9 protein-coding genes are annotated in these 13,831 nt (G+C 47.5%); 3 read left to right on the top strand and 6 right to left on the bottom strand.

All coding sequences use genetic code 11. The features are described 5' to 3' along the window. Positions 1 to 19 precede the first annotated feature (19 nt). The 5 genes from ACFFJH_RS17900 to ACFFJH_RS17880 form a co-directional block, all read right to left on the bottom strand. Entirely contained in the window at positions 20 to 1,336 is a 1,317-nt protein-coding gene (locus ACFFJH_RS17900) for a sugar MFS transporter (protein WP_390214327.1), read from the bottom strand. 726 nt (positions 1,337 to 2,062) lie between these two features. Next, positions 2,063 to 2,836: an SDR family oxidoreductase gene (locus ACFFJH_RS17895; protein WP_390214326.1), complete on the bottom strand. Its 774-nt coding sequence runs from the start codon at positions 2,834 to 2,836 to the stop codon at positions 2,063 to 2,065. Next, a complete protein-coding gene (locus tag ACFFJH_RS17890; RefSeq protein WP_390214325.1) occupies positions 2,837 to 4,021 on the bottom strand; it encodes a hypothetical protein in 1,185 nt (394 codons plus the stop codon). Between the two features lie 187 nt (positions 4,022 to 4,208). Next, positions 4,209 to 4,601: a RidA family protein gene (locus ACFFJH_RS17885; RefSeq protein ID WP_390214323.1), complete on the bottom strand. Its 393-nt coding sequence runs from the start codon at positions 4,599 to 4,601 to the stop codon at positions 4,209 to 4,211. 97 nt (positions 4,602 to 4,698) lie between these two features. After that, entirely contained in the window at positions 4,699 to 5,709 is a 1,011-nt protein-coding gene (locus ACFFJH_RS17880; RefSeq protein ID WP_390214322.1) for a 2-dehydro-3-deoxygalactonokinase, read from the bottom strand. A 512-nt stretch (positions 5,710 to 6,221) separates the two neighbouring features. Here ACFFJH_RS17880 and gcvA point away from each other — a divergent pair. The 3 genes from gcvA (at position 6,222) to ACFFJH_RS17865 (ending at position 11,307) form a co-directional block, all read left to right on the top strand. Further along, positions 6,222 to 7,106 carry a transcriptional regulator GcvA gene (gcvA, locus tag ACFFJH_RS17875; RefSeq protein ID WP_390214321.1) on the top strand — a complete coding sequence of 295 codons (885 nt, stop codon included), beginning with the start codon at positions 6,222 to 6,224 and terminating at the stop codon, positions 7,104 to 7,106. 181 nt (positions 7,107 to 7,287) lie between these two features. Further along, positions 7,288 to 7,686 carry a hypothetical protein gene (locus ACFFJH_RS17870; RefSeq protein WP_390214320.1) on the top strand — a complete coding sequence of 133 codons (399 nt, stop codon included), beginning with the start codon at positions 7,288 to 7,290 and terminating at the stop codon, positions 7,684 to 7,686. Between the two features lie 228 nt (positions 7,687 to 7,914). Next, the gene (locus ACFFJH_RS17865; protein ID WP_390214319.1) at positions 7,915 to 11,307 is read left to right on the top strand and encodes a TIM-barrel domain-containing protein; all 3,393 of its coding nucleotides are present in this window, start codon (positions 7,915 to 7,917) and stop codon (positions 11,305 to 11,307) included. A 207-nt stretch (positions 11,308 to 11,514) separates the two neighbouring features. On the opposite strand, the gene ACFFJH_RS17860 is transcribed toward ACFFJH_RS17865, so the two are convergent. After that, a complete protein-coding gene (locus ACFFJH_RS17860) occupies positions 11,515 to 13,602 on the bottom strand; it encodes a S9 family peptidase (protein WP_390214318.1) in 2,088 nt (695 codons plus the stop codon). Positions 13,603 to 13,831 lie beyond the last annotated feature (229 nt).

Genomic DNA, 13,831 nt, shown 5'->3' with positions numbered 1-13,831 from the left:
TGAGATAGAAAGTGAGAGATTATTTCCAACGACTGATTTTGTGGCCTTTGAGTGCGTAGAACAAGATCATGGCATAACATGGCAACATCACCCAGTAGGCATTTTGTGCACCGCTAGTATCAGAGAAATGTCCGTAAGCCATAGGTAAAATCGCACCACCCGCAATGCCCATGATCAGCAGCGCTGAACCCGCTGCTGTGTACTTGCCCAAACCTTCGAGCGCGAGCGGCCACACCGCAGGCCAGACCAAGGCGTTAGCGAAGCCTAACATCGCGAGGAACATCACTGAGTTGGGAACGACGGGTACGCCAGCCCAGCCGACTAAGGCCTGTGCGATGCTGCTGTCGGTGGACGAACTATTGATTACTCCGAGCGCAAAAAATAGACCGCATACTGCCGATAATACGAGTGCATTTTTTTGCGATAAAAATTGGGGAATCGCGAGTGCGCCGAGCAAATAGCCGAGAACCATAAAAGCCATCGTATAGGATGTCAGTTTTAAGAAATGTGCGACACCCAGATGTTGGCCATATAAACCAATGGTATCGCCTGCGATGACTTCTACGCCGACATAAGCGAATAAGGTGATTGCTCCCAACACCAATTGTGGGAATTGTAAAACACCAAAACGCGTCGTGCTGCTTTGTTCTTCATCTTGTAAGTCCAAATCTGGCAAGGAAGAAAAGTGAATAATCGCCATAAAAATCACTAAACCTATCGCCATCACGATATACGGAGTTACCAGTCGCGTGGCAAGATCTGTACGCAAAGCCTCGCGTGCTACTTGATCCATCGCAGCTAGCGCAGCGGTCGAGGTTGACGATTGATCGATTCCTGACAAAATCAATGCGGTGAATACCATAGGCACAACGATGCCAGCGCCTTTATTAAACAATCCCATAATGCTGATACGCATTGCCGCACTATCGCGCGACCCTATGCAAACGATGTAAGGATTAATCGCGGTTTGCATCAGCGTCATGCCAGTGGCGAGTGTGAATAAAGCGAGTAAAAACAGACCGTAATAACTGGTTTTTGCCGCAGGAATAAACATCAAAGCACCGACCGCCATCACCCCGAGGCTCGCAGTCATGCCGTTTTTATAACCTATGCGACTGAGCACCGCAGCCGAGGGTAATGCCATCACGGTATAGGCGATATAGAACGCGAAGGTGACCCACAGTGCTTGAAAGTCGTTGAGGTTACAGACGATTTTAAGGAAAGGAATCAGCGAACCGTTGAGCCAGGTGACGAAGCCGAGGATGAAGAAGAGTAGGGCGATGAAGAACATGGCGACTACGACTTGTTTTGTTGATTGTGGTGCGTTGTTGGTCATGGGGGTTCCGTTTTTTGTTAACTGCTCTCGGTGGGTTGAGAGTGTCTCTTTTGGTATGTTCGTTTTTGTTTCTATAAATCTTGATTTACTTTTATTTTTTGGATTACTGATCGTTCACAGGTCGGGTGTGGCCCGACAGCCACTTACCTTTTTTGCTTCGCCAAAAAAGGTAAGCCAAAAAAGGCGACCGTAGACTCGCCCCTGCGGGGTGCTTACGCTTCGCTCCAGCATAATTTGTGCATCACAAAAAATGGGAAAGTGTTGAAACTCGCTACGCTCAAACAGCAACACTTTCTTATCCATTTTCTGTGAAGCACAAATTACATCGTCTCAAACGGGGGTAGGTCAAAAGCAGAGTCAAAAGCAAGGTCAAAAACAGAATCAAAAGCAAAAACAACGACCTACAACCGCTATTAGAAAAATGGTCGGCGTTCGGTTCTGTATGTTTTGGTGTTGCTGTTGCATTTGACTTTCATCCACTTCTGACACTGCCAATTGTGCGAGACAGAAAATGGATAAAGAAAGCTTCGTTGTCTGAGCGAAGCGAGTTTCGAAGCTTTCCCATTTTTTGTCTTGCACAATTGGGAACCCGAAGGGCAGTGGCAGCGTGGTCGCCTTCTTTTGCTTACTTTTCTTGGCGAAGCAAGAAAAGTGAGTGGCTGTCGGGCCACACCCGACCTACCGACCGATCAGCAAAACTAAGACAAAAACCAAAAACCCAAAACCCTAAATCTCCTCCTGCGTCAATTCCCGAGCAAACACTTGATTCCCCGCCATCAATCCACCATCGACCGGCAACACCACCCCAGTAATTACCCTAGCCGCATCAGAAGCCAAAAACATCACCGCATCGGCAATATCTTCAGGCGTCGCAAAATCTCGCAACGGATACCATTTCTTCAAATCCTCAAACACTTGCGGATTCTTATCCACACGGGCTTGCCAAGCTTGCGTCTTGACTGTGCCAGGGCAAACCATATTCGCGCGTATGCCAAACTTGCCAAACTCCATCGCCAGTGCTTTGGTATAACTGATCAAGCCCGCTTTCGCTACGCTATACGCTGGATGGCCGAATGAAGTCATGCCATTCACGCTGCCGATGATCACGATATTCCCTTTGCCTGCGCGCTGCATTGCTGGGCGTACCGCTTCGACGGTATGAAAAGTCCCATTTAGATTGAGATCCATATCGAACTTCCAGCTTTCTTCTGTCGTGCTCTGCAAGGTCAGCGCCTGTGCTGCGCCAGCGTTGGCGACTAAGACTTGCACCTCGCCGTGCGTCGCGATGACGGTACTTAAAGCTTGTTTGAGTTCGTTAGCATTCGTGATATCGGCTAATACCGCGCTACATTTATCCGCACCTAGTTGCGCGACTAATTCGCCTAATTGCGCTGCTTCACGGTCTTGCGCAAAGACGTGATCACCGGCATCCACAAATGCCTTGCACAGTGCACGACCGATGCCGCCGCAGGCACCAGTGATGAGAATATTACGTGTCATTTAAGAGCGTTCCTTTAAAGTGCTGGCCAAATGATTGAGCTGATATTGCGGTAGCAAGCCATAGTTGTAAAACGCAAAGTCCTTGACCCCCAATGCTTGTATGCCCGTCATCGCTGCGCCCAACTCTGCGCCTTGGTTGAGGTCAGGTAGCCCTGGTCGCAAAATAGCGCGGATCTTTTCTGGCTTTCCGATTTGGCGCAGGCTTTCCCATGCATCAGCAATCGCGCGATTGGCGTTGGGTTCGTAGAAGGGGATTTCGATATAGTCAGCGACTTCGGAAAGCGCCTTGAGATCGCTGCCTTCGGTCCAGCATGCAGATGTAGGTCTTTGTACCGTTGGGATTACAGCGAGTTCACAAGTAGTAGGAATCGCAGCACGAATCGCAGCGACCAATTGTGTGACGCGGTCTTGACGCATGCTGATGAATGCGAGTAAATCAGCATCGCTCAATAAATCTGATTGCGTCCAACTGGCTGCTTGGTCGGCATTGGCGTCAGCAGGTAGTGCTAGATAGTTTTTAATATTCTCTTGAATGCGCGTTTGCAAGGCATCGACGCGTATGCCTTTTTCTTTCGCCGCAGTTTTGCAGGCATCGCAAAAGCACATGCCCAGCATATTGTCTAACCAAGCATTGCTCGCCACTTGCGCAAATTCATGGTGGTAGCCATGTCCATAAGGCAGCCAGCCCGGTGTTTCTAAGACGATGCTACTCAGTTGATGTTGATGCGTGAGATCAGCGCACAGATTAACGGCGTAGTCGAATACCGCTGCTTGCATAGGGCAGAGACTATAGACGTAGCCGTCACCAAACGCATTTTTCACCGTATATTGCGGAAATGCGGCGCCGAGACGAGTATTGTGCAAGAGCACGGTCCAGCCATGTACCTTGACTCTGCCATCTTGCAATAAAGCCGGAAGGACTGCGCGTATCGCGTCGTCGCTATGGGCTTGTGGTTTGATTTCGCCATAGCGCTCGAAATCAGGATCGAAGTAAGTTACGCCATCTTCTGGAAAAATAACGTAGGGTGGATTTTTTGCATGGGGTCGGATAAATTTACCAGCGTGATAAGCGGTCGCTAGGGTCACATCGGTGATACCCATAGCGAGCACTTCATCAACAAATTGGGTGACGCCGATGTCAGCGATGTCCCATGCGTAGGTGTAGAGTGAGCGGTAAGTCGGCATTGAGATGGCGTCCTCTTGACTAATTGGGGTTCAAACTCCCTTCTCCCGTTTGCGGGAGAAGGGCTGGGGATGAGGGGAATTCAGATTCGGATAAGATTTTTTAGTGCGCTTTACTGCTTCTGAACTACCCTCACCCTAACCCTCTCCCGCTTGCGGGAGAGGGGATGTTGTCGTGTTAATTCTGTTTCTAGATTGGCTTATAAGCCGTAACTTCTATCTCCACCTTACAATCCACCATCATCGCTGATTGCACGCAAGAGCGTGCAGGAGGATTGTCGCCAAAATATTCTGTGTAAATACGATTGAAAGTCCAGAAGTCGCGGGTATCATCTAACCATACGCTCACCTTCACGACGTCGCTGAGTTCACATCCAGCTAAGGCTAGTACTTTTTTCACGTTTTCCATGGTGCGGCGGGTTTGTGACTCGATGCCACCGGTTTCGATTTCGCCGTTCTCTTTCATCGCCACTTGGCCTGAGCAAAATACAAAATCGCCTGCGCGTACTGCGGGTGAAAACGGCAAACGTTGCCCGCCTGCGCCTGATGGAATATTGCCGAAACGTGTGATTTCTTTGGACATGTTGTACTCGTAAAAATGATGGTCTTGGATCTGAAAAATAGCCGGTACAAAGCATACTTGCTTGGCACCGGATAGTCGTATCGGTAAATTTCCTTATTTACGCATTCGACTTAATTAAGCCGCGTGCAGTTGCGACTAATATGGCACCTTGTCCTGCTAGATGTGCCTGAGTTTCATCCGACACGACGGTGATTTTTCCTGAGAAGTAATCGTCGTTCTTAATCAAGATCGCCAAGGCTTCTTTCATAATTGGTTTGCCGCAGATCACGACCGGCGTACCTGGCATCATCTTGATTGCTGTGCTGTTTTTTAGCGTCAATAAATCCGCACCGAGGATCGCGCCGAGTAAAAAATTGGCGCGATCATTGCGTTCGTAAATCGTGAATTGATCTAGCGTGCGGACGTTGAAACAAGTGCGACCGAGGCCGATAGTCTGCGCCGATTGTGCACCTGCCAATAGCATTTCTTCATTGATGGAAGTCGCGAATTGGGAATCCAGCGATTGCGCCAAGATCGTATTGTGTGTGATCACATACATCAGTTCACCAGCCAAGGTGGTGACGCAACCCGTGATGCGATTTTTATCGTCGATACAGACAAATTTGGAATGTGAGCCAGGCATGACCATCATCGCTGGACCGGTAATGTCGAGTTGATCAATCACGCTCATGACTTCGACCTCTTCGCCGCGCATCATGTCCATGGCTTCGCAGTTGTGTAAGCCAATATTCTCGACCACATTGCGCACACCAGGTACAAACCAAATCGGCTTAGCGAACACTTCAGGGATCGTGACTGACACCATGCCGCGCGCTAATTGTTGTAGGCCTGCTGGTGCTAATACATGCGGTAATTCAAATAGGCCGACATTAGAACTGATCATGCCTGAGCCTATCACCAGATCGATTTGCTCAGCACTGACTTGCGCAGCGTCCAATGTTTTATTGATCGTATCGCGCACGCCATTTTGTAGTTTTTCACGATTACCCGTGATGGCGGTATCGCGCACACCAACTTCGCATGCTTGATGCGCGAGTACATCGCCGTCCTGCCACAGCGTGACACGGGTGTTGGTCGTGCCTGTATCGATAGTAATAATATGAGTCATGTCAAATAAGACCTAAGTGAAATTTTGGGTGACGCACGGATGAAGTCAATTTAATGTCATTCGAGTGCATGTTTGCGAACACGGCTTGCCCATTGTTTATTTGCTTGTTTGTTATCTGTGTAAAAAATAAAGCGTGAATGCGCAACAAGAACTCGATTGAACGCTGCGATGCCATTCAACTTCAACTGATTGGTCGCAGCTTAACGGGCTAGGGCGGGCTGAGCAAGCGAGGAATATTTGAGATGTCATTAAAAAATATTTGAGGAGTAAATTTTAATTTACTGATTAGTTTGATAATTGAATCAGGAATTCTTGGGGAAATCTAGGGAAGCCTTGGCAAATTCAGCATCTTTACGTTTAAGAACGATTTTCGAAATCGAAAAATAATGGTCAAAATGTTAGCACTATTAGGCGAAAACAGGGCTGCGTCTGAACAACAATTAAATTTCAAGCTTTCATTAAGTTTTATTAAATGAACTTCTGATATGGTATCGTTTTTCAATGAGGGTACTATGTCCAAACGTCTTCCACCATTAAACGCATTAAAGGTTTTTGAAGTCGCTGCGCGACGCTTGAACTTTACGCGCGCGGCGGAAGAGTTGCATGTGACGAATGCGGCGGTCAGCCATCAGATTAAATTGTTGGAAGATTTTTTAGGTTTGGATTTATTTCAGCGCAGTAATAATGTGTTGAAACTGACCGAAGCGGGTGAGCGTTATTTGCCACGCATACGCGAAGGCTTCAAGATTTTCCAGCAAGCGACAGATACGCTGCTCAATGACAATAATGTTCTATTACGTGTCGGTGTGCCGCCCTCGTTTGGTTCTAAATGGTTGGTGCCACGTCTGTATCGTTTTTTAAACCGTCATCCCCAAGTACGGGTTGAAATTGTCTCGGAAGTGGATCGTAGTTATCGTGATTGTGATATTTCGATTGATTTTCGACGTACCCAATTTGCCGATTTTCGGATCGAACCTTTCATCGTGACCGAAGTGTTTCCCGTCTGCAGTCCTGCGATCGCTAAGACACTGACCACGCCAGCGGACTTGAGTAAGCAAACCTTGCTACACGAAGTCAGTGCGATGAATGATCCTGATTATCCCAGTTGGCAGTCTTGGTTTTCAACGCTAGGAGTGAACGATAAAGATGTGCGCAAAGGGCCGCTGTTTACGCTGGCATTGATGGCATTGCAAGCCGCGATTGATGGGCAGGGCGTCGCACTCGGGCAGTCTTTACTCGTCGAATACGATATTGCTGCAGGCCGCTTGGTCAGACCATTTAATGTCGAAACACCGCTACGTCTCGATTACTACTTAATTTACGCTGCAGATATGAAAGAGAACGCCGCCTTCCTCGCGTTCCATCAATGGCTGATTAGTGAAGCGCAGGCGCGATAATGTAGTTCGTTGCATGCGACGTGAAAACCTCTCAACACAGAGACACGGAGCACAGAGTTAAGAAAAAAAACGAGAAAGGCAAATCAATCAAAGATTTTCCTTGCCCTCTCTGCGCCTTTGCGGTTAGCTCTAAGTCTTTGATTTTAGTTTTTTCTAAGACGCCAAGTCTTAAATATTTTTTATGCCCCTATTTCAAAAAGATGTGCTGTTATTGAACAGCGAACAAGCCTTACTCGAAACTTTTGGCGCAGGCATTTCCAAGGATCAGTTACGACAAGCCCTATGTTCAACGATTTTGAATGTGAGTTTTTCTGGAGAGTCTGCGACACATCGTTGTGTCGTGTTCGCTTTGCCAAAGAGTGCAGACCAAATGTCTGCAACGCGGGCGCAATTCGATGAACTTGCGTTTTTCGGTGATAGTCAACAATGTCTCAATCTGGCATTGGCTTGCGCCAAACAAGCAGAAAAAATTGTGGTGATAGGGACGCGTTCACGTGAGAACGTCGCGCGTATGACTCAGCACTATGTGCATCGTTTGTGTGGCCCTCAAGTTTCTAAGCTGAGAAAGCTGGACGTTTAGATTGATTTGACGAGTACAGAAAAAATCTCGCTGTTGATATTTCGTGTTTGTCTTTACAGTTTATCGCTCGCTGCTGTTAAGTTCGCGTCAAAAAATGTAGGGTGGGTGCAACCCGCGCCGTTCGTCCATCGAGCGACTGAGCAGCGCGGGTTGCACCCGCCCTACGAATTCGTTTAACTAAATGATAGTGAGTTTAAGACTCTTCACATTCTTTTACTGAGTTTAATCATGTCCCTAACAACCTCCTTATTTACACGAAGCGTAATGCAAGCTGCAATCGCTACGGTATTTGCTGCAAGCCTTGCCTTACCAGTCAACACATATGCAGCAGCAGTCGGCAATTTGCGCCAAATTGAAACACTTGCCAACGCCAGCAGCGTGAAGATAGCCACTGACAAAGGCCATTTGCTGGAAATCAGTTTGCTGCGTCCTGACATGTTTCGCATATGGGCAGGCAGCGATGGCAAGCTAGTAGGCGCTGGCGACAAGGCTGCGCCTATTGTTCTGAAAAGAGATTACAGCAAGGTCGATTATCAGCTCAGTGATAAAGGCGAGTATCAATTAATTCAAACCAGTAAAATGGCTTTGCGCATCTACAAAAAGCCTTTGCGTTTGGCTCTGTATAAAGTCGATAACAAAACTTTGTTATGGCAAGAAATGCAGTCGCTCGACATCGCGGAGAAAAGTAGTTTTCAAACCTTATCGACCACGCCAGATGAAGTGTTTTTTGGTGGCGGTCAGCAAAATGGTAGCTACGCATTTAAAGGAAAGACCTTAGAAGTTTCTTACTCTGGCGGTTGGGAAGAAAACGATAGACCAAGTCCCGCACCGTTTTATATGAGTAACAAAGGCTATGGCGTATTACGTAATACTTGGAGTAATGGCAGTTACGATTTTCGTGCGAATGATTTCATCACCACCAGTCACAATGAAAAGCGTTTTGATGCCTACTACTTTGTTGGCGACAATGTGAAAGACGTGTTGAATGCTTATACCGAATTAACTGGGCGCGCCAAGATCTTGCCACGCTGGGCTTACGAATATGGCGATGCAGATTGTTATAACGATGGCGACAATAGCAAGAAGCCCGGCACCGTGCCAAAAGGCTGGAGCGATGGTCCAACCGGTAAAACGCCAGACGTGATTCAGTCTGTTGCGGCGAAATATCGTGAACACGATATGCCAGGCGGTTGGATCTTGCCAAATGATGGTTATGGCTGTGGTTATACCGATCTCGAAGGCGTGGTCGCTGGATTGAAGAAATATGGTTTCCGTACAGGCCTCTGGACCGAAAACGGTGTCGATAAAATTAAATGGGAAGTCGGCACAGCGGGTACGCGTGCGCAAAAGCTCGATGTTGCTTGGACTGGCGCGGGTTATCAATTCGCACTCGATGCTAATCAAGCGGCAGCGCAAGGGATTTTAGATAATTCGAATTCACGACCCTTCTTGTGGACGGTGATGGGCTGGGCAGGGATGCAACGTTACGCAGTGACGTGGACGGGTGATCAAAGTGGTAGTTGGGATTACATACGTTGGCATATCCCGACGATAATTGGCTCTGGTCTGTCGGGGCAAGCCTATGCGACTGGCGATGTCGATGGTATTTTTGGTGGAAGCCCAGAAACCTTCACACGTGATCTGCAATGGAAAGCCTTTACCCCTGTACTCATGGGCATGTCAGGTTGGTCGCAAAACTCACGCAAACATCCTTGGGCATTTGACGAGCTGTATCGCAGTATCAATCGTGATTATCTAAAACTCAAAATGCGCTTGATGCCGTATATGTACACGCTGGCGCATGAAACTGAACAAACCGGCGCACCCTTGGTACGGGGTTTGATGTGGGATCATCCACAAGACCCGAACGCGAATAACGAAGCTTACAAATATCAATTCTTTTTAGGAAAAGATTTGTTGGTGGCGCCTGTGTATCGCAGTCAAGCTGCCAGCAAAGGCTGGCGCAAAGGAATTTATTTGCCGCAAGGGCAGTGGATAGATTATGCCGATGGGCGCGTGCTGGATGTTGGCGCGCAGGGTAAGGTGATTGATTATCAAGTGAGTTTGGATCGGTTGCCGGTATTCGTCCGGGCGGGCGCAATTTTGCCTATGTATCCGAGTGCCTTATACGATGGTCAGGTCGCGAAAGATGTCTTAACTTGGGATGTTTATCCGTACGGTGAATCGACTTATACCTTGTATGAAGACGATGGTGAGACACGTCAATATCAGCAAGGTGAGCAGAGTACGCAAAGCCTACGCGTGAGCGCACCGCAGGGTATAGCGGGTGACATCACCTTGCAACTTGATGGTGTTCAAGGTCAGTATCAGGGCATGGCAAAAACACGCGTACAAGAATTCCAAATCCATACGCGAGTGAAACCACAGCAAGTATTTTTACAAGCTCAAGCATTAGCTGAAGCGAAATCGCGTGCAGAATTTGACGCCGCAAATGTGGGAACATGGTTTTACGATGCCGCGCAAAAGTACGGGGTGGTCTTGGTAAAAACCGCCAAGCTTGATATCCGTCAATCTGTGCAAGTGCGTTTGGCAATCGCAGCGACCGCAAGCCTCGCGTCGACCGCTGATTATCCCGCTGCATCTGCCACTGGTGATGTGGTAGCGGCAGATACTTTGATCGTGTTAAATCGCCCAGCCGAAGAACCCGGTCATCCTTTGGAAAATGCCTTCGATGGCAAGCCGGGAACTTGGTTTAGAACTTTGCGTGATCAATCGCAAAAAACCGGTGCGCATGAATTTACTCTAGCTTTGGGTGAGCGCCGCATGATCAAAGGTTTTGAAATCGCTCCACGTAATGACAAACATTGGGAAGCAGGTCAGGTCAAAGACTTTGAAATATATCTGGCAGATAGCAATGGCGATTGGGGCAAGCCGATTTTTACCGGACGCTTGAAAAAACAAGAGGCGAAGCAACGCGTTGAATTCGCAGCGAAAGCGGGGCGTTTGTTCAGATTCCGTATTTTGAGTACGCATGATCAAGATGAAGGTGGCAATGCGCAAGATCCTATGGTTTTAACTAGTAACGATGCCGCGACTGCGCCACGTGCTTACAATGCCTTCACGCCTTTGGCAGTGCCGCCGATTACTATTTCTGAATTCGCATTGATTGAGCAGCAGGCACCTGATTTACCAGCATTGCAATTGTCTTTGTCGGATCAGACTGCGCTGCTAACCAAAGGTGTGCAAAAACAAAGCCCTGTGCTGAAAGACAAAGTCAACAGCAAAAAGCCAAGTAATGCAGAAGGTATGATGCAAATGAACGGCCTGAAATTCCGCAAAGGCTTGGGTGTGGTTGATGCCAGTGACATCACATATCGTCTGCAAGGCAACTGGCAAACTTTCCGTGCTGATGTTGGGATAGATGATGCTTGTCGTGACAATGGCGGTTTGCAATTCCAAGTCTATGGCGATGGTCGATTGTTGTTTGATAGTGGTTTGATTGTTGCGCCCGCAGTGGTTAAACCTGAATTGGATATTCGGGGGATTGAGGTATTACGTTTAACAACGACTGGAATAAAGAAGAAAGCCAGCGCAGCGGTTTGTGCAAACTGGGCGAATGCGACGGTGATAGGATTTAGTGGCGATAAAGTGGGTCAATAAAGTAGGTTAATAAACTACGCCAATAAACTGCAGCTGGTGGAGAGGAAAATATATTGCACCAGTGATTTTCCGCATGGATCATAAGTGGTTTGAATACTTTTCCTTTCTTATTTAAAAAGCTGGATCAAAAGAAACAAAGGGAGCATATGAATGGCTCCCTTTGCTTTTCTGGATTTCCTAACTACTTTTTAAATTGATGTAAGTCGATTATCTAGGTAAATATTTTCCCATCCAGTCCAACACAGTGTGATGCCATAACAGTGAATTTGCTGGCTTCAAGATATGATGATTTTCATCTGGAAAAGTCAGTAATTGACTATCAATGCCACGACGTTGCAAAGCGGTGAATGCACCGAATGATTGCGTACTTGGAATACGGAAATCCATTTCACCTTGGGTGACCAACATTGGTGTTTTCCAGTTTTTGACATGACTCACTGGATTAAATTTTTCGTGTTTAGCTGGAACGTCGTAGTAAGTACCGCCATTCTCCCATTCGTTGAACCAGAGTTCTTCAGTGGAGTAATACATGGCGCGTGTATCAAAAACACCAGCGTGATTCACAATACACTTGAAGCCATCATTCCAGTTACCAGCGATCCAGTTCATCATGTAGCCACCATACGACGCGCCAAGCGCACAGGCGTTTTTGCTATCGACCCATGAAAACTGTTTTGCCGCAGCGGCCATACCCAGTTTCAAATCGACCAAAGGTTTACCGCCCCAATCTTGGCTGATGGAATCGGTAAAGCCTTGACCGTAGCCGAGTGAGCCGTGGAAGTCGATAAATACGACGGCATAGCCAGCGCCCGCATACGTTTGTGGATTCCAGCGGTAGCTCCAGTTATTCGCGAAACTACTTTGTGGACCGCCATGTACGATAAATGCGACAGGGTATTTTTTACCAGCTTGTGCATTCCACGGTTTCATCACATAGCCATATACTTTTTCGCCTTTTGCGCCCGCATAGCTAAATTGTTCGTATTCCCCAAAACGCACATCTGCCAAGGCTTGTTTGTTGACGTCAGTCAGTTGTTTCCACTTGATTTTGCTAATATCCGTGGAGTAGAGTTGCGCGCCCGAGCCGAGATCAGCTTTAGCGATCACCGCCGTTTTGCCGCGTACATCGTAACCAGCGACCGATCCTTTATCGCTTAACGCACTCACTGCACCGCTGTTGGCATCGATTGCAAATAAACGTAATTGGCCAAGATCAAACGCACTGGTGTAGAGGGTTTTGCCATCTTCTGACCAAGTCAGATTGGTCGCAGAGCGATCCCATTTTTCTGCCAACGTACGTTTCTTGCCGGTTTTGACATCCATCAACATGATCTGGAAACGATCAGCTTCGAAACCTGGGCGTTTCATGGCTAGGTAAGCAAGCGTATTGCCGTCCGGTGAAAACACAGGTTTAGCATCCCAAGCTGGATTATCTGCAGTCAGATTTTGTGGCGCGGAGCCGCCAGCGGCAGGGACTTTAAATAGATCAAAATTGGTTGACCAAGATTCAGTTTTGCCAGCGACACGAGCGGAAAACACCACAGTGTTACCGTCCGCTGTGAAAGCATAATCTTCTTGATCGCCATCCGGTTTGGAATGTACATCGGCTTCTAATGCGCCAGATAAACTGACAGGCGTTTTGCTGGCGACATGATTCGCATCCAAGCTGGCTGAGTACAAAACGTTACGACGGCCATCTGCCCAAGTATCCCAATGACGGATAAACAATTTGTCATGGATTTTGCCAGTCGCTTTGACTTTGGATTTCGCTTCTAATTTATCCTTAGTGCATGTCAAATCCGCGCAATCGCGAAATACTTCGATGGACATAGCGATGCGATTTTCAGTTGGCGCGACCTTGAAACTTTCTACATCGAGTGGCAAGTCAGTGACTTTTTGTGCTTCGCCACCAGCGACAGGTAAGCGCCACACTTGACCACTACCAGACCGGCTAGAAATAAAATAAATTGCATCGCCTTTGGCTGACCATTGTGGGCCGGAGTTATTGCCTTCGTTGTTACTAGTAAGGTTGGTGAGTTTTTTCGGTGTAGGAGCGGCATCTGCTAAATTGATCATCCACAAATCCCAGCGACCACGATTTTTTTCTAAATCGGTCGTGCGTTGTGCATAGACGACCAGCTTGCCATCGGGTGACACGACTGGACTAGCAACGCGTTCCATTTTAACTAAATCTTCGACGGTAAAGCCGCGCTGCTCAGCAAATGCCGCGGAACTCATACCAATACTAGCTAAAGCCATGGCGGCCGCACTTAAAACAACATTTCTTATTTTCATATCTTCTCCTGTGGGAATACTTGCTTACTTGCTCGCTTGCAATGAATCGCGCAATGAATCGTGTAATGGCTGATGCAAGATGCAGCATTTTAGCCTTATGCCAGATTAGTGGATGTGAAGTTTGCTTAAATTATTGATTTTGTCTAAGGAAAAGTGCGAATTACTGAGAGGGCAGAATTTTGAATTGGTAGTAAAGCTCAAAATAGGCGTGATTCATTAAATTCATCCC

Origin of the sequence: Affinundibacterium danionis, assembly GCF_042432465.1 — a bacterium.
In the GTDB taxonomy this organism is placed as follows: Bacteria; Pseudomonadota; Gammaproteobacteria; order Burkholderiales; family Burkholderiaceae_D; genus Undibacterium; species Undibacterium danionis.
The sequence above is the reverse complement of the archived record's forward strand: the minus strand, read 5'-3'. Positions and strand labels throughout refer to the sequence as shown.